The organism is Spongiimicrobium salis, assembly GCF_043678055.1.
Taxonomy (GTDB): Bacteria; Bacteroidota; Bacteroidia; order Flavobacteriales; family Flavobacteriaceae; genus Spongiimicrobium; species Spongiimicrobium salis.
Genome location: NZ_JBHEQA010000001.1, coordinates 1,171,671 through 1,197,926 on the forward strand (window position 1 = coordinate 1,171,671; position 26,256 = coordinate 1,197,926).

Sequence of the window (26,256 nt, forward strand, 5' to 3'; positions counted from 1 at the left end):
CCCAGCACATGAAAATCCTAGTTTTAAATTCCGGAAGTTCTTCCATTAAGTTTCAATTGATGGATCTGCCCTCCGAAACCTTGATTTGCAAAGGTTTGATCGAACGGATCGGGGCAGAAAATGCTACAGTCCATTATGATACCAAAGAGGGGACTTCTTCAAAAACCCATCCTATCAACAATCATAAAGAAGGTCTTGAAACCGTAACTTCTTTGCTATTAGATGCTAAAACAGGGGTTTTACAAGCTGCCGATGCCATTGATGTCGTAGCACACCGTGTTGTCCATGGAGGAAATCGCTTTGATTGTCCTACAAAAATAAACGAAACGGTTTTGGAGGAAATAGACCGTTTAGCCTCTTTAGCACCTTTGCACAACCCTGCCAATGCTACCGGTATCCGAGTGGCCATGGAAGTTTTCCCCAACGCGGAACAAATAGCCATTTTTGATACTGCTTTTCACCAAACCCTCCCTGAAAAAGCGTATCGCTATGCTATTCCAAAAGCCTTGGCCGATGAACATCACATCCGAGCATATGGGTTTCATGGTACCAGTCATAAATATGTCTCAGAACAGGCAATAGCGCACTTATCATTTCCTTCTGCTAAAATCATCAGCATTCATTTGGGCAATGGCTGTAGCATGACCGCCATTAAAGATGGTAAAAGTATAGATCACTCCTTAGGCTTTGGCCCTATGAACGGACTCATTATGGGCACGCGAAGTGGGGATATTGACCAATCTGTGATTTTCTACCTCATGGATAACCTAAAACGTTCCTCCGCGGAAGTCAACCAAATGCTACAACAGCAAAGCGGCCTTTTAGGACTTACAGGGCATTCCGATCTTAGGGAAATCCAGCAGCAAGCAGCTCAGGGAAATGAAGCTTGCCAATTGGCTTTAGTGATGATTGCCTATCGCATCAAAAAATATATTGGGGCCTATATTGCTGCATTGAACGGTTTGGATGCCCTGATTTTCACAGCAGGTATCGGAGAGAATTCGGTACTGCTTCGTGAGATGGTATGTTCCGATATGGAGGCGCTAGGGATTCACATGGATATAGCGAAAAATAATCTGCGTGTAGACGCGCTCCAAGAAATTCAGAAAAAGGATAGTACCATTAAAATACTGGTTATCCCTACAAACGAAGAATTGGAAATTGCCAAACAGAGCTATGCTTTGTTACAAGGATAGATCAACGCATTCAAGACTTTTTCAAAAATTGACGACAACACCTATTTGAGAAGGTGAAAAATTGAGGTTCCAACTCAACTTTTTGTCTTGACGGTTGTATTTTTCATCATATTTTGAATCCAAATACCGATCAATGGCCTCCACGGTAAAAATACTCAGGGCAAAGCCAAAAGCCACGTCAGAGAGCCAATGTTGACCATCCCACAACCTTGAAATCCCAGGAATGGCACCAACGGTATAGATCCCCGCTTTTACCCAAGGATTCTTAAATTGTTTTCCCAAACCATAGGCCATGGTAAAGGCCATGGTAGCGTGGCCCGAAGGAAAAGAATGGTAATTTCTACTGGAATTGAAAGGGTCAAAAGTATCTTTTGATTTTCCACTGACGGGTCTTGCCCTACCTGTAACCGTTTTGGCAACCTGCTGAAACAAACCCGTTGCCGTGGTAGAAGATAGCAACAGTACTCCTGTTCTTCTCAATTTTTCATTCTTGAGAAAAAGCCCCGTAAGATAAACCCCGGAAGTGAGCATATACACATTCTGTGGACTTCCATAATTTTCTCCATAATCCCGTAAAAATTGTGGTACCCCTTCTCCTTGGTCGATAAAATACTCTGAGGTTTGTTCATCCACTACGTAGAGCAGCCCGGTTCCAGCGGCAATACCTCCAAAAGTCCCCCACTGCTTTCCAGTCCAGTGCAAAGGCCTTGTATAGGAATGCCCTACTCCCTTTAACATGTTTCCAACATCATAGGTAAACATTTGCCAAAGCGTCTTTTTTCCAAAAGACTCTTCAACGGTTACTTGCCCAAAGGTGCCATTAAAGCTACATCCAAAGAAAAAAAGTACGAACAAATATTTTCCCTTGATCATAAAACACTTTTGAAAGAATACATACAAATTGAAAAAATGTGGGTTTCTCATAGATACTAGTTATGGTCGGTCAATAAAAAAACGCCAATATACGGTTCATAGTATTGAAAACAACAATAAAGTCGTAATACAAGTATACGAGGCATTTTTGTTTATTTCAAATGCTAGGGAAAAGATCTGTTTTCATTCGGTATGGAGGGATATCCAGTGATCAAAAATCTCTTATCCACTACTCTTGGTTTTAAGGCTAATATCGACATTACAAATCATAAATAAAAGTTAATTTATATATACAGACTTGTCTGTCTATAATTTCTAAATTACTTTTGACCAAAAGAATAGCAGTCAGATAGCATTCTATTCTTCCATTTAAAAACAGAAAACAACATAGAAATCATGAAACAATTATTATTATTTGCATTTATTATAGCTTTTATCAGTTGTAATCAACCTAGCCCTTCAGAAAAAGAAGTGCTACCCATGAGTAACGCAAAAACAGCGATTCAATATCAAACCAAGGAAATACAGGGGGTGAATATTGCGTATCGGGAATCCGGAAATCGCAATAACCCCACATTGATCCTTTTGCATGGTTTTCCCGCTTCCTCCCATCAGTACAGAAAGGTATTGCATGAGCTCAGCGATGACTATCACATGATAGCGCCCGATTATCCCGGTTTTGGGGAAAGTGATTTCCCATCGAAAGAAGATTTTGAATATACCTTTGATCATATCGCTACTGTTATGGATGCCTTTGTACAGAGTTTTGGTCTGGACAACTATACGCTTATGATACAAGATTATGGGGCACCAATAGGTTTTAGAATTGCTACGGCACATCCAGAAAAAGTAAACGCGATCATCAATCAAAATGGCAATGCCTACGAAGCCGGATTAGGAGAAGCTTGGGCAGGAGTGCGCGACTTATGGCGGGAAGATACCAAAGAGCACAGAGCGGCCCTCCTTCCTGTTTTTTCCAAAGAAGGCCTAAAATGGCAATACACCCATGGAACGCGCAATCCGGAAAGCGTAAATCCCGACACTTGGAATCTGGATTATTTACGCCTCTCCAGAGAAGGTGCCCATGAGGTAAATCTCGATTTATTTTACGATTATCAAAACAACTTAAAATTGTATCCACAGTGGCAAGAGTACATGAGGACGCATCAACCTCCCATGCTGATCGTTTGGGGAAAGAACGATGCCTTTTTTCCAGAATCCGGAGCAGCTGCATATAAGGCGGATCTAAAAAATATTGATTACCATATTTTAGATACCGGACATTTTGCCCTAGAAGAAGATGGTGAGGTTATTATGAAAAAAATGCGTTCCTTTATGGAGAAGTTACAATAGGCATGCAAGACAAATTAGAGGCAAGAAAAAGAATACTCAACACTGCCGATGAATTATTTCATCGGCAGGGTTATAATGAAACGGGAATCAACCAGATCATCAAAGAAGCTAATGTCGCAAAAGCCAGCCTCTATTATCATTTTAAAACAAAAGATGATCTCTGCGTAGCCTATTTGCAACATCGCAATGAAATGTGGAATACAGATTTCTACAATTTTATAAAGGATAAGGAAGAAAAAGTATTGGGCGCTTTTGATTTTCTTATGGAAAACAATGTCGCATTTGATTATCGCGGCTGTAGTTTTTTAAATATGTTGTCTGAAACCGCAATACATAAAGCCGCAATATTTGAGGAATTACAAAATCACAAAAAGAGTTTTTTACTCTTTTTTGAACAGGAAATAACCGATCCGGAATTGGCATATACCATCTACTCCCTATTTGAAAATGCCATTTTGGAGAGTCAACTTTATCGGAGTCAGGAACCTGTGAAACGCCTTCAAAAAATTGCCAGGCATTTAATGGAACATACCGACTCCATAGTGTAAAATTTACACTACTTTTTCTTTTTCTTCCAACAACTTTTCTACATCCAAAGGAATATGGTACCAATCTATATGTGGGGACCAGGCCGTACACCCTCCTGCATGTAATATACAGCTGGTCTCTTGCCATCGCTTATGACATTGAGGGCAAACGCCTTGCGTGGAAAAGGTATCCCAGACATGTCCACAACTGCATTGCCAATAGGGTTGACCATCGGGTTCCCAATGGCATTTGGGGCATTTAATTTCCAAATCTTTCATTTACAATTGGTTTGTTCTACATAAAAGTACACATTCTGGATTTTATACGGGAACACTTTAGCGCAGCTCTTAAATTCTTACACTTTTTGTATTTCTCTTTTTTTGACTGACATTTTCTTCTTCGTTTTTCTACATCCTATATCCTTTTTATCATAAGGAACCCTATATTTCATCATTTTAATTATTAAAAAATGGATAATTTCCATATTTTTGGATAATTTCCATTTAATGCAACGAAATATATTACATCTGGATCTAGACACTTTTTTTGTCTCTTGTGAGCGGCTATTGGACAGTAGGCTAAATCACAAACCTGTTATTGTTGGAGGGACAGGAAATCGTGGAGTGGTCAGTGCGGCAAGCTATGAGACCCGGGCTTATGGGGTTCATTCTGGAATGCCTATGAAAATGGCCAGGCAGCTATGCCCCAATGCCATATATATCCGTGGAAATGCAGGTACTTATACCAAATTCTCCAAACAGGTTACCGAGATTTTGCAAAGTGAAGTCCCTGCCTTGGAAAAGGCCAGTGTAGATGAGTTTTATGCCGATCTTACAGGCATGGATCGCTTCTTTGGTTGCTATAAATTTGCTACAGAATTAAGAACTAAAATTATACGGGAATCCGGGCTTCCCATCTCCTTTGGACTTTCTGTAAACAAAATGGTTTCCAAAGTGGCCACTAATGAAGCAAAGCCCAATAATCAATTGAAAATAGATCTGGGCTATGAAAAGGCTTTTCTAGCACCGCTGTCCATAAAAAAAATTCCTATGGTAGGGGAAAAAACATATCATACCTTTTGTAATATGGGTATTAAGCACGTTCGTGCCGTACAACAAATGCCTGTTGAAATGATGTTGTCCGTATTTGGAAAAAATGGCCGTGTGGTATGGGAACGTGCCCAAGGGATCGATCATAGCCCCATAGTGCAATACCACGAACGCAAATCTATTTCCAGTGAACGCACTTATGGAAGGGATACTACAGATATTACCAAATTAAAAACCACCATTACGGCTATGGCCGAAAATCTTGCCTTTCAATTGCGCAGAGGAGGCAAACTTACTTCCTGTGTTACGGTAAAGATTCGGTATTCCGATTTCCAGACCTATTCCAAGCAACTAAAAATCCCATATACTTCGGCAGATCATCATCTCATTCCAACAGTTATGGAATTGTTCCATAAACTTTATGACCGAAGAGTATTGATACGTCTTGTTGGGGTACGGTATAGCAGTTTAACCGCTGGAACCTATCAAATTAATCTCTTTGATGATGGAAAAAAAACGGTTGACCTATACCAAGCCATGGATAATATTCGTATCCGCTACGGAGATCGGAGCATTATGCGTGCTGCCACTATGGGGGAAGGCGCCCGTACCATTGGAAATTTTTCCAATCCATTTAATGGGGAACCTCCCATTGTTTTAGCGCATAGACATCAATAAAAAACCATCCAATGTATCTCAACAATCACTCTTATTACAGTATGCGATACGGCACCATTTCCGAGATTACCTTATTGGAAATGGCTCAAAAAATTGGATGCACCCATTTTCCTCTGACCGATATCAATAACACTTCCGCTTGCCTCAATTTTGTACGTAAAGCACCCAAATATGGTATTACACCTTGTCTTGGTATTGATTTTAGAAATCACAACCAACAATGTTTTGTGGCTCTTGCCAAAAACAATGAAGGCTTTTTGGAGTTGAATAATTTTCTTTCCCACCACTTACATCATCAACTCGATTTTCCGGACATCGCCCCTCCTTTTAAAGATAGCTATGTGATCTATCCCTTTGAAGTGCTTTTGACTTTGGAGAAAACCACTTTCCTCCCTCATGAATACATTGGAATAGGTATGAAAGAAGTCAATAAGCTCCGTTTTTCAAAATTAAGTGCCCATAAAGAAAAATTAGTGCTATTGCACCCTGTCAGTTTTAGAAATCAGCGCGATTTTAATATACATCGTTTATTACGTGCTATGGACAATAATACCTTGTTGAGTAAACTTCCCGAATCCCAGCAAGGAAAAATAAGCGATATGATGTACCCCATAAGGGTACTCGAAAGTACATTTATGGAACACCCTTATATTCTGGAAAATACCAAGGCCTTACTCTCCACTTGCACCATTCATTTTAATTTTTCCGACGATAGGGAAAATCAAAATTTGAAGCAGGTCTTTGCCAATACATCGGCAGACTATAAAAAACTTAGAACACTCTGTACCCTTGGGTTACCCAAACGCTATAGAATCGTAGATGATGCTATACGCAAACGCTTGGAAAAAGAATTGTCCCTCATCAAACAACAAGGTTTTGTCAGTTTCTTTTTAATCAATTGGAAGATTGTACAATATGCAAAATCCAAAGCTTATTATCATGTAGGAAGGGGAAGTGGTGCCAATAGCATTGTAGCCTACTTATTGGGGATTACCGATGTAGACCCTATTGAATTGGATCTTTATTTTGAACGATTTATGAATTTATACCGCGCCAATCCCCCCGATTTCGATATTGATTTTTCTACTTGGGACAGAGAAGATGTCACTCGTTTTATTTTTGAGGAATTTGGGACTAAGGGACAGGTGTCACTATTGGGATCATACGTGACCTTTAAACACAGTGGAGCGGTACGCGAATTGGGAAAAGTCTTTGGGCTTCCCAAACATGAAATCGATAAATTGAGCAGTGGCAAATACCATCTTGACGCTCTTGATAAACTCTCCCTATTAGTGCTTCGGTATGCAAAGTATTTGGAAGGAAAACCCAACTACTTGAGTATCCATGCCGCGGGTATTCTAATTTCCGAACGCCCGATCCATTATTTCTCCGCCACCCATCTTCCACCAAAAGGATTTGCTACCGTACAATTTGATATGCATATTGCTGAAGATGTAGGGCTCTATAAATTCGATATTTTAGGACAGCGCGGTCTAGGAAAAATAAAGGATGCCCTTGGTATCATTAAGCAAAATCATCCGGAGGTGATACTTCCCGATATTCACGAAGCCAAACCCTTTTTTACCGATCCCAATATCAATGCCATGATAGCAAAGGCCGAATGTATTGGTTGTTTCTATGTAGAATCTCCTGCCATGCGCATGCTTCTTAAAAAACTAGGTGTCCGTGATTACCTCACTTTGGTCGCAGCCAGTTCCATCATCCGTCCGGGAGTAGCCAAAAGTGGTATGATGCGGGAATATATTTTGCGGCATAAGAATCCCGAACGCAGAAAACAGGCCCATCCCATTATGTGGGACATTATGCCCGATACTTATGGCGTAATGGTATATCAGGAAGATGTCATTAAAGTGGCCCATTACTATGCTGGATTAAATTTAGGGGAAGCCGATGTATTACGTAGGGGAATGAGCGGGAAATACCGTTCGCGCACCGAATTTCAAGCCGTAAAAAATAAATTCATTTCCAACTGCCGTAAGAAAGGAGAATCGGATGATGTTATTTTTGAAGTTTGGCGACAAATAGAAAGTTTTGCCGGTTATGCCTTTGCCAAAGGGCATTCTGCCTCCTATGCCGTGGAATCTTATCAGAGTATGTTTTTAAAATGCTATTATCCCTTGGAATATATGGTGGCTACCATCAATAATGGAGGAGGTTTTTATCGGGTAGAGCTATACTTGCATGAGGCTCGTATGAACGGGGGCCATATCCATGCTCCCTGCATTAATACCAGTGCCATTGAGACTACAATTTTTGGAAAAGATATCTACTTGGGATTTCAACACTTACAGGGGTTGGAGAAACGCAGCATGCTGAAGATAATGCAAGTACGAATGCAAGGAACTTTCTTTAGCTTGGACGATTTTATGGAACGCGTTCCTTTATCCATAGAACAATTGGACATTCTTATCCGGATAGATGCTTTTAGATCATTAGGAAAAGAAAAGCGAAATCTTTTATGGGAAGCGCATTATAAATGCAACCATATTGTATTGGATGAACTTCAGCAGCAACTCTTTAAAGTACAATATCGCGATTTCCAATTGCCCCGATTTGGAATCACAGCTCTGGAAAACGCCTTTGATCAATTGGAATTATTAAATTTTACCCTTTATGATGTTTTCTCCTTATTAAAACAACCGCCCACCAGTTCTTTATTAAGCAAACATCTAGCTACTTATTTCAACAAAATCATTGTTATTTATGGGTATTTGATCACTGCAAAAAATACGACAACCTCTAAAGGGAAACGAATGCATTTTGGGACGTTCTTGGATCAGGAAGGTGCCTGGATCGATACGGTACATTTCCCCCCTGTAGCAAAAAGATATCCTTTTCAAGGTAAAGGCATCTATCGCATCACAGGAAAAGTAGTTTCGGAATTCGATTTTATGAGTATTGAAGTCATTAAGCAAGAACGTATGCCTTATATCCCCGATCCAAGGTTTGATCCCGATCCCGAGTTTCCAAAAAATAACCCTTATAAAAGCTTACACCTATAAAAAGATGATACACGCTGTTTTTTAACACATTAAAAATTAAACCAAAACTAATCTTGAGGTAATTATAACTTCATTTTACAAGTGCAATTTTGCTATGCCTTATCCAGGCATACGTTCTTACTGAATCAATCCTTTACTAATGGGGACATTAGTAGTAACATACCCTATCATTCTTATGAAAAAACTTCAATTTCAAACCACCGGAAAACTCATTTTAAGCAAGGAAATATGGGTCGTCATCGCTGCATTATCCTATCTCTTGGCCATTATTATTCTGTCTTTGCTAGAATAATTCCCCAAGAACCATAGGGAATATATAATCATAGCTTTTTAAACCTACGATAAACCAGTTCACACCTCTAAATGTTACCCTATCCGACAGTTATTGGATGTCTTTGATTAAATTAACCTTTAACTCATCTCCATTTCATGGATTTCCACTATTTTGTATCCCATGGGAAAAACAGAAGTACAGAAAGCGTACAAATACAAAAGCAGGGATGTTGATTGGATCAATTTTAACGGGCGTGTTCTTCAAGAAGCTATGGATCAGACCAACCCTCTTTATGAGCGCATTAAGTTTCTCGCCATATTTTCTTCCAATTTGGACGAGTTTTTTAAAGTAAGGGTTTCCAAACTCCGTCAAATACGAAAAGTAAAGAAATCCATTCGTAAACCTTTGGCCCTTAAACCCAATAAAACATTAAAAGCTGTTTTAGAAGAAGTACAGCTTCAGCAAGAAAAATTTGGCGCTATTTTTAAAGAACACATACTCCCAGAACTTTCCGAAAAGGGTATTCATCTTTTAGAACACGATGCATACAATGAAGAACAGCTTCAAATGTTAGACGTCTTCTTTAAAAAGAATATCGCTTCTGAGCTTCAACCCATCCATGATACCGAAATTTCTCCAGAAACTTTAGAAGATAGTGCCTTATATTTAGTCGTTACCTTTAAAAATACAGAAAAGCTTGTTTTTATTCCTATCCCCAGTACTTCATTCGATCGGTTCATAGCACTTCCTTCTGTTGAAGAAGGACATTATTCTTATGCCTATCTGGAAGATGTCCTCAAAGTGAATTCACAATCTCTTTTCCCTGAAGATGAAATTGAAGCCCAATACAACATTAAGATATCCCGGGATGCCGAGCTCTATTTGGAGGATGATTATGAAGGTGAATGGATCCAACAGATCTACCAATCTTTGGAAAAGCGGGATACCGGGCAATCTACACGTTTGTTGTTTGAGCCAGAAATGCCCAAAGCAGTACAAAAAAAGATCCGACACTTATTGGATTTGGGAAAAATAGATATGGTCTTAGGCGGCATCCATCATAACTTTAGTGATTTTTTTGGCTTTCCCCGCCTCTTGGAAAACCCTGAATTATTCTATGAACCCCTTCCCCAATTAAAGCAACAGGTTTTTGAGCAAGCCAATTCCATTTTCGATCTCATAGCAGTCAAAGATCGAATATTGCATTTTCCCTACCAACACTTTTCCTATTTGGAACAATGGGTAATGCAGGCAGCCCATGATACGGAAGTGTTATCCATTCATATTTCCTTATATCGGGTAGCCAAAGATTCGCTTTTAACTACGGCTTTATTAAACGCCTTGGACAATGGTAAAGAAGTTATCATTTTTGTGGAAGCCAAGGCACGTTTCGATGAAGAGAACAATCTGGCCTGGGGCCAAGTATTTAAAGAACGAGGTGGAAAAGTATTTTATAGTTTCCCCAATATCAAAGTACATTCCAAAATAATGCTGATACAGCGCAAGAGCCCAGGAGGAACACAAGGTTTTGCTTATATCGGTACGGGAAATTTTAATGCCAAAACAGCAAAATTGTATTGTGACCATGGTCTTTTTACCGCCCACCCACAGATTACAACAGATTTAGAACAGGTGTTCAAAGTACTGCGACGGGAAATCATTGTTCCCAAATTAAAAGTTTTATTGGTCTCCCCTTACAATACCCGACTACAATTTGAACATTGTATACAAGAGGAGATCGATAATGCAAATTCGGGTCTCCATGCAGAAATCAACATTAAAATGAATAGTCTTGAAGACAAGGGAATGATCAATTGGTTATACAAAGCCAGTAATGCTGGCGTAAAAATCAAACTTTTGGTCCGCGGCTTTTGTTGTTTGATTCCCGGTATTCCAGGAATGAGCGAAAATATAGAAGTAAGAAGTATTGTAGATCGTTTTTTAGAACACGATCGAGTTTTTCTTTTTCATCATAACGGAAAAGAAAAAATGTTCATGGGAAGCGCAGATTGGATGACCCGCAATCTGGATAGACGTATAGAAGTGCTTACCCCTATTTTGGATCCCGATGTTTTTGGAGAGTTAAAAGATATTCTTCAGCTTCAATTTTCGGACAATCAAAAGGCAAGGCGCATCACAAAAGAAGGCCAAAATCCCTATGTTGAAATGAATGAAGGAGAAAACCCAATACGCTCCCAATATGCTATATATCACTATTTAAAACCCTTTTCTGAATAGAAATACAGGAGTAGATTTCCTTATTGTTCTTTTTTAACAATACAGCAAAGAATTCTTTAAAATAGGGCAACAATATAGTTTCTCTATTATATGAGTTACAAATTATATCATATCCATCCATACTTCAGCCTAAAATTGAGTTACTTGCACTCTCAATATGAAGTGTAAAATCTCAAATACGGCTCCTAAGGAAGTTTTGGAAAATTTTACGGGAATCCCCTTAAAATATCCTAAGCTTTATGGAACAAATCCATTGATTTCAGGATTTGAAGAGACCATTGTACCCCTTATCGTGCAAGAGGACACTTCTAAAATTGTGTATGGCATATGGGGGCTCTTGCCGGAGAACTACGAAGGCAACTGGGAATCTTTTCAAAATATTATGGATACCTTGACCATAGACATCACTAAGGTACAGGACAATGCACTATATGCAGAATCCTATAACTTAAAACGCTGTACCGTGGTCGTTACCGGTTTTTTCACCACCTATTATCACCAGGGGAAAACATACCCGTATCACGTGTACAATGCCAATAAAGAGCCTTTGTATTTGGCTGCCTACTACAATAGATTAAATGATGGGTTTATTACATTTTCAATAGCATTGCAAAAGGTAGATCCCGCCATTAAAAAAATTCAAAATCTCAGTGAGTATTCTCCAAAAATTTTGAGTCCCGCACAAAAGAACCGTTGGTTATCTTTAGACATTTCGGATATGGAATTGGAAATTCTTATCCATGAAGAAGCAAAAATAACGCTTGACTTTCATCCTGTAGCTAGGGAATTGTACAATATGGGCATTACGTATGACAGTATGTTAGAGCCTGTACACTACGATGGGATTCCCAACCTTTAACACTCTTTATTTGTTCGGAGCTGCACTGGGTTCATCCCATATTTCTCCATAAAAACCTTATAAAAAACACTTCGTTTTCTAAAGCCTAGATCATACATGACCTCAGCAATGGAATCATTGGAATTTTCTATTTGATACTTGGCCATTTTTAGTTTAATATCGGCAATATAGGCCTCTATAGTCTTAGAATATACCGACAAAAACGCGCGCTGTAATTTATTCAAAGGAAAATTGAACTTGGTTGAAAGTAATAAGGCATCGATAGGTTGCCGGATATTCTCAAAAATATAGGAGGAGATTTTATGTATTTTCTCCAAATCCTTATCGTTTAACTGATATAGTACCTCAGCTTCATTAATACTGCTTTCGTGTTCAGAAATATGTGTGGCCAACACTAGCTTTAACCTCCCTTCCAATTCCAAGGTTTTGATCAAACCGGAATTCAAGCATTCGTTTTTAAATTCATTAATTTGATTTGCAATGCGCACATTACTTTTGCCCAAGTGCATAAAGGGCCCATGGGTCTCTCCCGTAAAAACACCTTTTAAGCAAGGGCTTAAAAAATCTAGATAGATATTCTTTTGCTCTAAGAAAATATTTTTTTCTATGGAAATTACATTAATGTCAATTGCGGTTTGTTTGGGAAAAATAAGACTGCCTTGAGAAAACTTAGGCATATTGATAATACTGTTTTGATGCTTGTGGAGATTTATTTTTTTTTCCGGGAATTTCATTTCAAAGGATACCTTGCCATCGCATTGGAATAAAAATAAAATAGGATTGAATTCTTTTTGGTCTAGCGTTAACCGAAATGTATTATTGAAAAAAACTTCAAAGTTTAGATACGATAGGCCATTTTCGAATTCCATGGCCTTAATATTTCCCTTTCCAACTTCATTATCAAACTTAAGTGTGTATTGCCCGTAATCTTCTGAAATATTTCCTTTGATTAATGTATTTAATATACGGAGCACTTGCTCGCTATTAAAAATAGAAAGTATTGTTTTTTCCATATGTCAATCTTAAAGCTATCGTTTAACGATCTCCACAAAGAAATTAGATTTTTTAAAAAAAGCTTAACATTTTCAAAATTCAAATTAACACAAATGCGAATACATCCCTTTAAAAATCAAAGGATTATTGTACCCATGACCATTCCTCACTTTTTAAGGTATTTTAACGCCATTTTCAATCTGTGCGACAAAGAAGAAATGAGCTGTTTTAGAATAGTCTATTCCATATACTACAGATCTCTTAGTCGGGCTACCTGTTCGGCCATCCTCTTGTCCCTTATTTTCGTATAATATTGCTTCGGCGTAAGCCCAAAACGTTCTTTGAATCTTTTTGAGAAGTAACTTCTGGAATTGATTCCAATACGATAGGTGATTTCGGTAATATTAAGGGGCGTGGTTTCTATAAGTTCCCGCGCTTTTTCAATTTTATAATTACTGATATAATCATTGACCGATGTTTTAAACAGTACTTGAAAAGCCTGCTGCAAGGTATTGGTGCTAAGGCCTACCCTGGTTGCTAGTGAACTTACCTTATCTGTATTTTCTATTTCATTTTCAATAATGCGTACTGCTTCTTTAGCGCTTGCAATAGTGGCTTGTCGCAACATTTTAATTTTCCCCGGGGCATTCAGATCATCCAAATATTGCTTTAATTGCAACACCAGTATCTCTTGTGCCTTGCTCTCCAGAAAAACGAATTTCATAAAACCTTCCAATTGGCATTCCACAAACTCCTTGATCAACTTTGAAATGGTGATCCCATATTGCCCTTTATGTAAAAATTGATTGATTCCGTTGACATCCCTAAATAAAGCTACCAGCTCTTCATTGGATTCCAATAGATAAGGGGCAATCTTAGGTTCAAATTCTTTGCGATTAACTTCCAGACTAAAGAGACTTATGGGCTTATGGGCCGGAAAAAGAAATTCATTGACACTTGCAGGGTTAGAGGATACAATAAGATGTTCAAAGTTCTTAACCTCATGTTGTTCTTTCTCTCCTTTAAACCAATGTTTGAATGACCCCCTTCTGCTGAACATAAATTTTAAGGGGTGTAAGATTCCATTTTTCACCTTAAAATGGAAGGGCTGATCCAACCTAAAGTTCCCCTCTACAATACCGATCCCGTTGGAGAACTCCGTTGTTTTAATAGAGCCCACACCAAATTCCTCTGGTATTTTTAGATAATGTTGATTCTGATCCACTTCATATTTCGCATTAAATTCCTGCGCCATATCAAGAACAATGGCACTTACGTGAACATCTTCAACATGTAATTCTCTTGACATTTTTCTTTTTTTCGGCAAAAAAAACACATAAGTAACTGAATATCAATTTCTTTTGTACAATTTTATGTTAAAAGTTATATTTATAACAAAAAGAAAGATTTATAACAAAATAGTTAGGAGTTCCTTATTTATCCAATCTCTTTTTCTCGGAACTATATATTTTGTTCTTATAATCTCTAGGATTACAGTCGTATTTTCGCTTGAATATTTTACAAAAATAACTCCTACTTGTAAGTCCTACGGAATACACTATCTCAGAAATATTCATATCCGTAGTCCTAATTAATTCTTCCGCTTTTTCCAAGCGTACATTCCGAACAAAATCGGAAACCGTTCTACCAAAAACAAACTTAAACCCATCTTGCAATTTTGCTGGGGACATTCCTGTTTTATCCCTTAAAGTACGTACGCTGTATTGTTCCCCGGGAAATTCTTTGATATACTCCCCAATATCATTGAGGCATTGCAATTCTTTCTCCAAAAAACGACTAGGCTTGGAGTTATCTGTTAATTCCGAACAGAATTGCTCTATTTGCTTTGCCAGAATAATATAATAGTGCCCTTTATCCGAAAACTCCCTGACAAGGGCATTATCATCATAGGAGGTAATTTTAGATTTTAATTCTTCCGCGATTCTCAAACTGGATCCCCCCAAATGAAAGTATCCAGATCTACAGCCCAAATCTTCCAATAGCTTTTGAAATTGCTGTCCAAAGAGGTTGGATTCTTCATGGAATTTTTTAAAATATAGGGGCTTGCTGACGGTAATAATATTTAAAATCAATCGCTCACCAGGTGTCATCCTAATTTTACTGGATATTCCCATGGTACTATGTGCAACAGCTGTTTGAAATCGTCCAATGGTATTTAAAGATCCCTCTATGTTAAACTGGTGATGACAACTTCCTTCCAAACAATATAGAAACTGTAAGGCTTCGGCACTGAACGCTCCAATTTCTATTTCAATCTCTTTAATCAGTTTAACGTCAAAATTAAAAACCTTGACACCTTCCTGCAATTCTAAAAAGTGAATTTGACCCGTCCCTACCGTTGAAGGCAATATGAGATAAGAAACATAATCTTTTCGAATAAGCGTACCACCTAACTTCTTTTTTAATAAGTTTAGGTCCGAAACGTTATTGGAAATATTTGATTGCATCTTATCCATAGGAAAAAGCAATAACAGCGTGCGATACACTTGGTTTGTATAACACAAAGGTAACCTCTTCTCCTCACTTATATTGACGCTTATGAATTTTAATGTAACGTTTTTAGGCCAGTAAAACCCCACTTTTTAGGGCCACTTTAACTAATATGGGATTTTACGGCTTATCTCATTTAGGATTTTGTTTAACGTTTTACCCCTTATAATATTCCAAGATTGCCGTATATAAAGCTTTCTTAGAAAAAGGCCTTCAACGGATTCATTTTATAAACCCCCGAGCTCATTAAACTTGCTATATATCGCTTTTTCACAAAAGCTATCAATCTCCTTGTCTAATGGATTTCTTACGATATTCGGTGGGCAATATGCCATACTTTTCATAGAAGATCTTAGAGAAATAGCTTCTGCTTTTAAAACCAATATTGTATACGATTTCAGAAATTGTATCGTCCGTATTCAAAATTAAGTCCCTGGAAATCTCTAATTTCATTTGACGTATGTATTCATTTACCGATTTGGAATACAACACCCTAAAACCAAGTTGCAATTTCTTTGGACTCAGTCCTGAACGTTCCGAAAGGGTAGCAACCGTTAAAGATTCTGAGATATTGTCCACAATATAGCTAGCCAACTCATGAATTTTTTTGATGTCTTCCTTGGGCAACGTATCGGGTAGTTTATTTCCTTTCTCAAAGTTGTCCTGCTCCAACATTTGCATAGCCATAATCAAGTTCAATTGCCCCTCAATGGATAAGGTCTTCACGATACCGTTTCCAGAAGTTTCCTGCAACTGCTTGATCTGATCCGCTATCTTTAAGTTGAAATTCCCAAAGTGATTGTACAATGACTCATCCTTTGCTCCCTGAAAAGCCGAACGCAGCTTATCATTTAGAAAACTTAAATTGTTATTTTTCTTCTTCGCATATTCACTGGGAAGTACATTGATAAAGTTTACTTTAACGGCAATTTTCCCTGGAAACAAATAGGTCTCTTTGGACTTCTTGTGGTTAGAAATAATAATATTCTGGAAGCGCTCCAAAGTGAATTCCGTATTGTTCTCTTCACTGATGTATTTAATATTCCCTTCGGTAACAAAAATAAATTCAATGGGTTTGGTCATATTAGACATGAATACAATCTTGATGTCTTCCTTAAAATGCACATTATAATCCATTAAAGATACGCCCCAATCAAACTCTATACATCGTATTTTTCCTGAACCAAACTCGCTGTTAAAATCTAAAATATACTCTCCCCATTGTTCTTCCAGATTCCCATTTAGATAAATTTGAAGTTGTTTTAAAACTTCTTGTGGCTTCAACGTATCCACAATTAACTCTTTCATAATCACTTTTTTAGCGATCAAAGTAATCCAAAACCTCTCTTTTGCATTAACACTATTGCACCTTAGATTGACACTATACCTCCAATTTCACCTCCTTTTCTTTACAATACTTACTACACAAGAAGCACTTATTTTAGATGATTTTCACAGAAATTGTACTTTTTTCGATTTTGTTTAACATTAAAAGATACAATTGATGCACTTTCTAAGTGTAACAATGCAATTTAGAATTGGAAAGAAAACCACAAATCGGCCAGTAGTTTAGCTCAAATTAGAGCACCGAAAAACCCGTAGAAAAGCTAGCATAATTCAAATGAGTTCGATGAACGCCTCCAGCATACCATATTGAAATTCTAAAAAGGATGCTCTCTTTATTGAACTAAGCGCACCGCCCTTTTAAAATCGCAAATACCCTACTAAAGACGTCTCGAACCCATATGAACTAACCAAACAAAAAAACTAAACTTATAGGGAGGCATTTACGACTTCCTCAAGATTTCCTTTTTCATAAACAAAATCCCCTTCATTTTCCAAGTAATCATATATGGTAAGAAAGTATCCTTTTTCCATTTTTATGTATTTAAAATGTTCTCTTAAACGAAAATTCTTCGCTTCAAATTTTGCCTCTCTTGGATGCTACATATCTTTTTCCAAAATATTATCTGATCGATAATCAAAATCACTTAGATTAATCTCTTTTCGATACCGATGTCCGCTATTAAGGTTTTTAATTTTTGCAATAAATCCCCACCATTTCATAAGAATCTTGTTTTTAGGCGCTGCTTCAAAATCCAGCGTTCCCATAGAAAAATCTGAAGCTTCTTTCAATTCATCGGTCTTTTGGGCTGTTCTTTTTTTAAAGTTGTTTTTTGGGGATAATCGAATGAACAAAATAACTGAGGCTATGAATAGTATCACACTTAACACAAGCAAGAGTTGTAAGAGAATATCCATAACAAGGTGAGGTATTTAATCAAAGCTAAACAAATTTGTGTGGATAGATTTGCTCAAAAGAGTTTACTTTTGACTCAAATGTAAAATTGCCGCTATTCGACATAAAAATTAAGTAATTCTTTGAAAAACAAATATTTAGTAGGTTTATTTTGTTGGGTGCACTACCATGGTTTTGACTTCATCACCTCTTCATAGTACAACGACCGGAGTCCTTATGGCAAACCCTGAACTTCCTAATTTTCCTATTCTGGATGGTCCTATTGTACGCCTTTGTGTTGGTTGTTCATTTGGAAGAGACCACTTCTTATTTTTAATCAATGGTCATGGAAAGGGTTTACATTTATTATAAACCCCCTTAAAGTGATATAAAATTCCAGGCTTTGAATCTGTTCAAGTTTTTCGAAATCGAATAAAGCGATAGAAATGTGAAAAGTTTCCGTTATACCATATGGCGAAGAAGAAGGCAAAATACAGTATAACATCCGAAAGATAAGCTCTATAAAAATAGGTGCTCAAAATTAATAAGATCAAAGCAGTACTGGCAATAGCGGCGGCCAGGATGGTTCTCTTTCCTCTTCTATTTAGCAGAATCATAATAAGAATGCTTGCTCCCAATACAGGTTTTGCATGTAATAAAATTGGAGCGACCTCAGCGTTGCTGATATCAAAAAAAAGAAGTGCTGCTCCGGTATATGCACCAATGCACAAAGGACATTTAGGCAATAAGATCAGCAGTAGCGTGGAAAAAAAAGACAAGGTTCCATTAGCCTTCATCCCCCTTCCAATGGGGATTTTTTTGGCCTTGCAACAAGATGTCGATTTTAAGGTTTCCATGCCTATGTTTCATAGTTTCAGCCTATAAGATACAAAAGGATAGACTTCTCCACGTATAAATTCACTTTTATTTTGGGGCAGTATCAAAAAACCATCGGTCTTTACTAAATTGGCAAAGTCCCCAGATCCATTTCCTTTTAAAGGGTCTGCCCACAAGCTACCATCGGGATCACTTTCCAAAGCAGCTTCCAAAAAATAAACCAGATCTGGCTTAAAGGCCACATCTTTTTTTAAACGCACATGCTGCACCTGATCTACTATTCCAAGGGATTTTTTAAGCCAGAAGCGTAGGTATACATAGACACATACAAAGGAAGATACCGGATTTCCAGGAAGCGCAAATATTTTTTTGCCTTTGGCATTGGTTCCAAACCAAAATGGTTTTCCTGGGCGTTGCTGAATCTTATGAAAATGTTTTTTTACCTGTAAGGATTCCAGAACATCCGGCAAAAAATCAAATTTTCCTTTAGATACCCCTCCGGTAAAAATTAGCACATCATAGGCTTCCATTTGTTTGGAAATAATACGGTGCATTTCTTCCTTATCGTCCGGCAAATGCTGCAAATCCGCCTTAAGTCCCCACTCCTGGAGCGTATTTTTAATTCCATAAATATTAGATCGACGTATCTGATGTAACGCTGGCTGCTCAAAAATCGGCACCAACTCGTCTCCCGTAGAAAAAATCAAGGTCCTGGGCAGGACTCTTACTTTTAAGGACGCCTTTCCCACCGAAGCTGCAATATTGATTTCGGCACTGGATAAACGATTTCCTTTCGCTACAATACAGCTCCCTTGTTTTCGATCCATTCCCTTAAAATGAACATTCTGTTTATGCACAAGCTGATCCACCTGAATGATTGCTTTGCCTTCTTCAATATGAAGGTCTTCATACCGTATTACCGTATCTACACCTAAGGGCATAATGGCTCCTGTCATTACTTCAATACAGTGTGCGGGATTTTGAAGTGTTCTTTGTGGCGTTCCTGCCGGGGCTATACTTTCAATAGGAAACTCTCGCTGTCCCCTCTCAAAAGTGTCATAAACAATGGCAATACCATCCATGGTGACGCGATCAAAGGGAGGGAAATCCCGATCAGCCAAAAGGTCTTCGGCAAGATACGCTCCGGTACATGCCTCCAACGCGCGGTTTTCTTCCGGAAAATCACCTTTGTATGCTTCTAAAATGCCAAGGGCTTTTTCATAAGGTATAAATACATTTTCCATATCATCCACCAATACTACTCATACTTTCCAACACCTTTGTACGATCTTTTCGGGCGGCCTCGGCTTCATAACCATCTTTAGGTTTTTGTCTGATCAATTCGGCAAATTTTAAGCGAAGTTCATCATCGGACACTCCAGAACGCATAAAATCGCGGATATTAAAAACACCATCGTCATAAAGACAACTTTTAATATCCCCTTTGGAGGATATCCGTAGCCTATTGCACGTATTGCAGAAGGTTCTGGAAAAGGCTGCAATTACTCCAATATTCCCCATGTGTCCAGGAACCTTATATAGGTTTGCGGTATCTCCATGAGCCATTTTTAAGGGCGATAAATCCGTATAGTATTCTTTTAGGTCCCTGTGAATGTCTCGGGCGCTATACATTTTCAAGTTCTCTTTATAGCCTCCGTTAAAAGGCATTTCCTCGATAAACCGAACATCTACCGGATACTTTTCTGCCAATTGCGCCAAGGGAATAATATCCTGGGTGTTGATGCCATGCATAATTACGGCATTCAGTTTTAATTTAAAATCCGCATCCAGTAATTTATGAAAGGTATCGATGACTTTGTCAAAGTCGTCCCTTCTTGTAATTTTATGAAAACGGGCTTTGTCTAGAGAGTCTATACTAAGATTTATCTTTTGAATCCCCAATTCCTTTAATTTGGGAATATGCTTTTGTAATAGGGTTCCGTTAGAAGTAATATTAATGGAATCATAGGCAGCTAGTTGTGCCGTATTCTCCAATAACTGCATGAAATCTTTACGCAAAAAGGGTTCTCCCCCAGTAAATCGGACTTTTTTGAATCCCAAGTCGGCCAGAACAGTGAGCAACCTTGTGATTTCCTCATAACTCAATAAATGTGCCTTGGGTTCATACGGAATGCCTTCTTTAGGCATGCAATAAAAGCATCTCAAATTGCAGCGATCCGTCACTGCTATCCGTACATAATCTATTGATCGATCAAAGGAATCCTTCACTTCTTCTGCCTATTAAAATATTGCCAAATGATGCCTTATCAAAAGGCTATGAATAGGGAATATAATAAATTTTGGATATATTGGCTTGTTTCTAACAAACATTTATAAAATTGTTCCTTTAGGGCAGAAAAAATTGTAGAACAAACAGATCAATGAAGGAAATTAAATCAATTATAAAACTCTATAATTCCAGTGTAGGCTTACAAGAAAAATCGGCCATAGCGCAGGTAGTACGTTTGGAAGAATCTTCGTATCGCAGGGAAGGTGCGCGCATGTTGGTTTTTGAATCTGGAGTTTTTGAAGGAGGCATTAGTGGGGGTTGTCTGGAAGGTGATGCTTTGCAGCGATCACAAATCGCCATTCTAAAGCAAGAACCCTCAATTGTTACCTATGATACCTCCAAAGACAAGGAAATCGGAGTTGGCTTGGGTTGCAATGGCATTATTGATGTACTGATATCTCCCATTACGGAAGATGCTACGGCCATCAAACAATTGGAACGATGTTTAGCCAATCGTAGGGAACACATTATTATTACGATTACGGCAGTATCGGGAAACGATATTTCAGTGACTTTAGGACAACAGTTCTATTATGACACGGCAACCCATACTTTAGAAAGTTGTGAACATCCTGAATTGGCAGGGTTTATCCACAAAAATGTAGCGGAAGTATTGGAAAAGAAAAAGTCCAAAACTGCTCATTTTACTTCAGAATCCAGTAAAATCAGTGTCTTTATTGAGTTGATTCCCCCACAATTTCATTTGGCGATTTACGGCGATAATTATGATGTTTATCCTATGATTTCCCTTGCCGAGGTATTGGATTGGGAAGTTAGTTTGGTAGGGAATATTCAAAAACTAAAAAAAGAACGTTTGCGTTCTGTAGCGCATATCTACTTAAAGGACGAAGAGGAACGACCTACGATTGATGCCCATACCGCTATTATCCTAATGGCTCACGATTATAAGACCGATTGTGAAAATATGGCCCAATTGATTGATAGTCCTTCGCCTTATATCGCCTCTTTAGGGCCTAAAAAGCGTTTTGTAAAAATGATGAACACCTTTAGAGAAGAAAGGAAACCTTTATCTTCCCAAGCTTTAAGTCGTATCTATGCGCCCTGCGGATTAGAGATTGGGGCCAATACTCCGGAGGAAATCGCCCTAAGCATCTTTTCCGAAATATTGACGGTGTTTTCGGGAAATTCTGGAGGTATGTTACGTCTGAAAGAAGGCCCCATACATGAACGCGTATAGATTACAACCCCTATTAAACACCGCTATTACTTTTTTTTTAATACCTTCAAGACCTTTAAACCCAAGAGCACACATGAAATATTTCTTCACATTGGCAACCACCATGCTATGCCTCGTGGTTACGGCCCAAGGCACTCAATTATTGCGACAACCTACAGTTTCTTCCAATGAAATTGTTTTCGTCTATGCAAACGATCTCTGGAAAACTTCTATTAAAGGTGGAAATGCTATTCGTCTTACCAGTAATGAAGGTTATGAATCCCTTCCACATTTCTCCAAAGATGGAAAACAGATCGCGTTTACGGCAGAATACGATGGGAATACCGATGTATATGTCATCCCTTCGGAAGGTGGGGAGCCAAAACGGCTGACCTGGCATCCAGGAGGGGATTTCGTTCAAGGATGGACCCCAGATGGCAAGATTCTTTTTCGTTCGGGAAGGGAGGCACGACCCACGCAAACCTCAAAATTCTTTACCGTATCCCCTTCGGGCGGATTACCCGTAGCCTTGGATATTCCAAGAGCGGCATTTGGTGAGATTTCTCCAGACGGAAAGCATATTGCCTATGTCCCTATTACTTTTTGGGATCCAGAATGGCGAAACTATAGAGGAGGTCAGGCCATGCCCATTTGGATTGTTAATATGAGGAACAAAAATTTGGTGCGGACCCCACAACCTACCAAAGAGCGTCATCTAGACCCTGTATGGATCGGCAATACGGTCTATTATCTTTCGGAGCGTGACTATGCCAGTAATATTTGGTCTTTCAACCCACAGACCAAGGCCGAAAAACAACTCACATTTCATAAAAAATTCGACATTAAGAGTTTGGATGCCAGTGCGGACAACATTGTTTATGAACAAGGAGGTTATCTTCACCTCTTAAATCCTACCACTGGAACCACCGAGCAATTGAACATCAATGTGAATGGCGACATGAATTTTGCCCGTTCGCGTTGGGAGAATATTTCCGCTCGCCAATTGATCAATCCTCAAATTTCCCCTACCGGAAAAAGAGCCATTTTTGAGCATCGTGGAGAAATCTTTAGTGTTCCTAAAGAGCATGGTAGCTGGAGGAATTTGACCAAAAGCAGTGGCGTGGCCGATCGCGCTCCGATTTGGTCTCCCAAAGGCAATAAGGTAGCCTGGTTTTCCGATGCCAATGGTGAGTATCGTTTGGTAGTGGCCGATCAGGATGGGGCGAATCAAAAAAGTTATCCCTTGCCCAATCACACTTTTTATTTTCAACCCGATTGGTCTCCCGATGGTACACATATTGCTTATTCGGACACTGATTACAACATTTGGGTCATCAACCTAACGAATGGAAAAGCAAAAAAAGTAGCTTCGGATAGTTATGCCCACCCCGAAAGAACGATGAATCCTGTTTGGTCACCAGATAGTAAATGGATCGCTTATCCCAAGCAATTAAAAAGTCACTTTAAAGCTATTTTTGCTTATAATATTGATACCCAAAAGACCCTGCAATTGACCGATGGCATTGCCGATGCCATTAGCCCTGTTTGGGATGCCAATGGAAAGTACCTCTACTTTCTGGCCAGTACCAATTATGCCTTACAATCTGGATGGTTAGATATGAGTTCTTTTGATTCCAGTGTGGTTCGGAGCCTCTATGCATTGGTATTGTCCAAAAACGATAAAGCGCCCACCGCACCCAAATCTGATGAAGAAAAAGAAGAGAAGGTCGGTGATGCCAAAACATCGGGTGGCAAAAAAGATGTTGTTCCCGGGGTTACGGTGACTATTGATACCGATGGTATCGCCAATCGCATTGTTCCATTGGATATGCCCGCTCGAAACTATGTTGCACTCGGCAAAGGACCGAAAAACACGGTTTTCGTAGCAGAAAATGTGGCCAATCAACGAGGATGGAGCCTGCATAAATACGACCTAAAGAAGAACAAAGTAGATGAATTTGCCACTGGAGTTTCACAAATGGTGACCTCCTCGGATAGGAAAAGTATCTTACTGCAGCGCAATGGATCTTGGCAAATTGTAGGGACCAGTGGAAAACCAAAGCCAAGCGATGGCCGCCTACGCATGGATATTCGTGTCAAAGTGGACCCTACGGCAGAATACCATCAAATTTTTAAGGAAGGATGGCGGTATATGCGCGATTTCCTCTATGTGAACAATACGCATGGTGCTCCTTGGGACGATATCTATAAATGGTATTCCCCTTGGATCAAACATGTGCGCCATAGAACTGATTTGAATTATGTTGTGGATATCATGAGCGGAGAAATTTCCATAGGACATTCGTATGTTTCCGGGGGAGATCTCCCCGATATTGATCGTGTCCCGGTAGGACTTCTTGGTTGTGATATTGTTTTGGATAAAGGCGCTTACAAGATCAGTAAAATTTACACCGGTGAAAGTTGGAATCCAAATATGGAGGCTCCGTTGGCCGTTCCGGGCCTTGGCGTAAAAACCGGGGATTATATCATTGCCATCAATGGACAAGCGCTAAATGCCAATATCAACCCCTATAGCCTATTGGAGCAGACCGCGGGAAGGGAAATTCAATTGACCGTAAACAGTAGTCCCTCCAGAACAGGAGCTAAGGATATTCTAGTAAAGCCTATACGCAGCGAACGTGGATTGCGAAGTGTTGCTTGGGTTGAGGGAAATCGTAAGAAAGTAGACAAACTTTCTGGAGGTAAGTTGGCCTATGTCTATGTTCCTAATACCGGAGGAGGCGGATTCAATTCTTTTAACCGTTATTATTTTTCACAACAGGATAAGAAAGGGGTTATTGTAGATGAACGCAACAATGGTGGTGGTGCGGCGGCAGATTACATGATCGATATCATGTCTCGGGAACTCTTTGGGTATTTCAACAGCAAATCCCATGACAATAGACCATGGACAACGCCCATTGCAGGAATATGGGGACCAAAAGTGATGTTGATCAACGAGCGTTCCGGCTCTGGAGGTGATTTACTGCCCTATATGTTCCATGCCAAACAATTGGGTCCTTTGGTAGGTACCCGTACCTGGGGAGGCCTAGTAGGTACCTGGGACACTCCTCCCTTTATCGATGGTGGACGTATGGTAGCCCCGCGAGGAGGTTTCTATGATGTGGATGGCAATTGGGCCGTGGAAGGAACTGGTATAGCCCCCGATATTGAGGTGATTCAAAATCCAAAAGCCGTCTTACAAGGGAAAGATCCACAATTGGAAAAAGGAGTGGAAGAAGCCATGCGCCTGCTCAAAACACAGGAGTTTGAGCTTAAACCAGAACCTGCTGCCCCTAAACGTTGGAAGCGCCCAGCCGGATTTAAGAATTAAGATAACCGAAGACATTGCTATATAGGCTAAGGGATGCGCTCTCTTGGCCTTTTTCTTATTGTATCATCATATAGCGATAATGCTGGTCTTAACTTCGAGGGTCTTAGTCGTATCCCGCCAGACTTGCATTTGCTCAATCCTCAATAACTCGCGAAGCCTCTGATTCCTACAAAAGGAGAATGGCAGAACATAGTATTTCTACGCTATTGGCAGATGGCCCCTAAAACTTTATCTTTAGCGGACGGCAATCAAATTCGCTTTAAAAACCACAGATGCAACCCAGAATAGAACAACTTCAGCAAAAAAAACTCGTAGGAAAACGACTTTCCATGAGTCTTGTCCATAACCGTACCGCAGAACTCTGGGCCGGTTTTGGGCCTAGAATCAAAGAAATTGGCAACCGACTTTCTACCGATAAAATTTCCATGCAGGTCTATGATAAATTGTATTATTCCCATTTTAATCCCACTACAGCATTTGAAAAATGGGCCACCGTAGAAGTAGCAGATTTTGAAGCGATTCCAGAAGGTTTGGAACCTTTTGAATTGATGGCCGGACCATATGCCGTTTTCGACTATAAAGGTTCTAGTAGCGACCCTAGTATATTTCAATACATCTTCAACACTTGGTTGCCAAATTCGGGCTATACCTTGGATGACAGACCACATTTTGAAGTCTTGGGGGATACCTACAAAAACAACGACCCCCAATCCGAAGAAGAGATTTGGATACCCATTAAGCCTTCTTAATACCTCCTATTTCAGGAGAATTATATTCTTAAATAAATGTTAAAAAATATATTGT

Annotated in this window: 20 protein-coding genes; 10 read left to right on the top strand and 10 right to left on the bottom strand. The window is 39.1% G+C overall.

Annotation, left to right across the window (positions count from 1 at the left end):
- Positions 1 to 8: 8 nt before the first annotated feature.
- Positions 9 to 1,196 carry an acetate/propionate family kinase gene (locus tag ACEXOE_RS05335; RefSeq protein ID WP_394747701.1) on the top strand — a complete coding sequence of 396 codons (1,188 nt, stop codon included), beginning with the start codon at positions 9 to 11 and terminating at the stop codon, positions 1,194 to 1,196.
- A gap of 21 nt (positions 1,197 to 1,217) precedes the next feature.
- Here ACEXOE_RS05335 and ACEXOE_RS05340 read toward each other — a convergent pair whose 3' ends face one another.
- A complete protein-coding gene (locus ACEXOE_RS05340; RefSeq protein ID WP_394747702.1) occupies positions 1,218 to 2,069 on the bottom strand; it encodes a phosphatase PAP2 family protein in 852 nt (283 codons plus the stop codon).
- 396 nt (positions 2,070 to 2,465) lie between these two features.
- Between ACEXOE_RS05340 and ACEXOE_RS05345 the strand changes: the two genes are divergently transcribed.
- Positions 2,466 to 3,422: an alpha/beta fold hydrolase gene (locus tag ACEXOE_RS05345; RefSeq protein WP_394747703.1), complete on the top strand. Its 957-nt coding sequence runs from the start codon at positions 2,466 to 2,468 to the stop codon at positions 3,420 to 3,422.
- Positions 3,423 to 3,424: 2 nt separating this feature from the next.
- On the top strand, positions 3,425 to 3,970 hold the full coding sequence (locus tag ACEXOE_RS05350; RefSeq protein WP_394747704.1) for a TetR/AcrR family transcriptional regulator: 546 nt from the start codon (positions 3,425 to 3,427) through the stop codon (positions 3,968 to 3,970).
- Between the two features lie 3 nt (positions 3,971 to 3,973).
- Here ACEXOE_RS05350 and ACEXOE_RS05355 read toward each other — a convergent pair whose 3' ends face one another.
- Positions 3,974 to 4,228 carry a hypothetical protein gene (locus tag ACEXOE_RS05355; protein WP_394747705.1) on the bottom strand — a complete coding sequence of 85 codons (255 nt, stop codon included), beginning with the start codon at positions 4,226 to 4,228 and terminating at the stop codon, positions 3,974 to 3,976.
- A gap of 228 nt (positions 4,229 to 4,456) precedes the next feature.
- Between ACEXOE_RS05355 and dinB the strand changes: the two genes are divergently transcribed.
- The 4 genes from dinB to ACEXOE_RS05375 all read left to right on the top strand — a co-directional run bounded on the left by dinB (position 4,457) and on the right by ACEXOE_RS05375 (position 12,071).
- Entirely contained in the window at positions 4,457 to 5,677 is a 1,221-nt protein-coding gene (gene dinB / locus ACEXOE_RS05360; RefSeq protein ID WP_394747706.1) for a DNA polymerase IV, read from the top strand.
- An 11-nt stretch (positions 5,678 to 5,688) separates the two neighbouring features.
- Positions 5,689 to 8,700: a DNA polymerase III subunit alpha gene (locus ACEXOE_RS05365; RefSeq protein WP_394747707.1), complete on the top strand. Its 3,012-nt coding sequence runs from the start codon at positions 5,689 to 5,691 to the stop codon at positions 8,698 to 8,700.
- Positions 8,701 to 9,154: 454 nt separating this feature from the next.
- The gene (gene ppk1, locus ACEXOE_RS05370) at positions 9,155 to 11,212 is read left to right on the top strand and encodes a polyphosphate kinase 1 (RefSeq protein WP_394747708.1); all 2,058 of its coding nucleotides are present in this window, start codon (positions 9,155 to 9,157) and stop codon (positions 11,210 to 11,212) included.
- A 157-nt stretch (positions 11,213 to 11,369) separates the two neighbouring features.
- Complete coding sequence (locus tag ACEXOE_RS05375) at positions 11,370 to 12,071, top strand: SOS response-associated peptidase family protein (RefSeq protein ID WP_394747709.1); 702 nt, start codon at positions 11,370 to 11,372, stop codon at positions 12,069 to 12,071.
- On the opposite strand, the gene ACEXOE_RS05380 is transcribed toward ACEXOE_RS05375, so the two are convergent.
- The 8 genes from ACEXOE_RS05380 to moaA form a co-directional block, all read right to left on the bottom strand.
- Entirely contained in the window at positions 12,068 to 13,084 is a 1,017-nt protein-coding gene (locus ACEXOE_RS05380; RefSeq protein WP_394747710.1) for a helix-turn-helix domain-containing protein, read from the bottom strand. The genes ACEXOE_RS05375 and ACEXOE_RS05380 overlap by 4 nt on opposite strands.
- A 230-nt stretch (positions 13,085 to 13,314) precedes the next feature.
- Positions 13,315 to 14,373: an AraC family transcriptional regulator gene (locus ACEXOE_RS05385; RefSeq protein WP_394747711.1), complete on the bottom strand. Its 1,059-nt coding sequence runs from the start codon at positions 14,371 to 14,373 to the stop codon at positions 13,315 to 13,317.
- Positions 14,374 to 14,497: 124 nt separating this feature from the next.
- Positions 14,498 to 15,541 carry a helix-turn-helix domain-containing protein gene (locus tag ACEXOE_RS05390; protein WP_394747712.1) on the bottom strand — a complete coding sequence of 348 codons (1,044 nt, stop codon included), beginning with the start codon at positions 15,539 to 15,541 and terminating at the stop codon, positions 14,498 to 14,500.
- Positions 15,542 to 15,857: 316 nt separating this feature from the next.
- On the bottom strand, positions 15,858 to 16,883 hold the full coding sequence (locus ACEXOE_RS05395; protein WP_394747713.1) for an AraC family transcriptional regulator: 1,026 nt from the start codon (positions 16,881 to 16,883) through the stop codon (positions 15,858 to 15,860).
- A gap of 636 nt (positions 16,884 to 17,519) precedes the next feature.
- Positions 17,520 to 17,837 carry a hypothetical protein gene (locus tag ACEXOE_RS05400; protein WP_394747714.1) on the bottom strand — a complete coding sequence of 106 codons (318 nt, stop codon included), beginning with the start codon at positions 17,835 to 17,837 and terminating at the stop codon, positions 17,520 to 17,522.
- A gap of 390 nt (positions 17,838 to 18,227) precedes the next feature.
- Positions 18,228 to 18,671 (bottom strand): hypothetical protein, encoded by a 444-nt coding sequence (locus ACEXOE_RS05405; protein ID WP_394747715.1) that lies wholly within the window; start codon positions 18,669 to 18,671, stop codon positions 18,228 to 18,230.
- 9 nt (positions 18,672 to 18,680) lie between these two features.
- Positions 18,681 to 19,895 (bottom strand): molybdopterin molybdotransferase MoeA, encoded by a 1,215-nt coding sequence (locus ACEXOE_RS05410; protein ID WP_394747716.1) that lies wholly within the window; start codon positions 19,893 to 19,895, stop codon positions 18,681 to 18,683.
- A 1-nt stretch (position 19,896) separates the two neighbouring features.
- Positions 19,897 to 20,880, bottom strand: coding sequence for a GTP 3',8-cyclase MoaA (gene moaA, locus ACEXOE_RS05415; RefSeq protein ID WP_394747717.1), 984 nt, complete (start codon positions 20,878 to 20,880; stop codon positions 19,897 to 19,899).
- Between the two features lie 152 nt (positions 20,881 to 21,032).
- On the opposite strand from moaA, the gene ACEXOE_RS05420 reads away from it, so the two are divergent.
- The 3 genes from ACEXOE_RS05420 (at position 21,033) to ACEXOE_RS05430 (ending at position 26,201) form a co-directional block, all read left to right on the top strand.
- Complete coding sequence (locus tag ACEXOE_RS05420) at positions 21,033 to 22,139, top strand: XdhC family protein (RefSeq protein ID WP_394747718.1); 1,107 nt, start codon at positions 21,033 to 21,035, stop codon at positions 22,137 to 22,139.
- Between the two features lie 73 nt (positions 22,140 to 22,212).
- Positions 22,213 to 25,452 (top strand): S41 family peptidase, encoded by a 3,240-nt coding sequence (locus tag ACEXOE_RS05425; RefSeq protein WP_394747719.1) that lies wholly within the window; start codon positions 22,213 to 22,215, stop codon positions 25,450 to 25,452.
- Between the two features lie 272 nt (positions 25,453 to 25,724).
- The gene (locus tag ACEXOE_RS05430) at positions 25,725 to 26,201 is read left to right on the top strand and encodes a GyrI-like domain-containing protein (RefSeq protein WP_394747720.1); all 477 of its coding nucleotides are present in this window, start codon (positions 25,725 to 25,727) and stop codon (positions 26,199 to 26,201) included.
- The last annotated feature ends 55 nt before the right edge of the window (positions 26,202 to 26,256 follow it).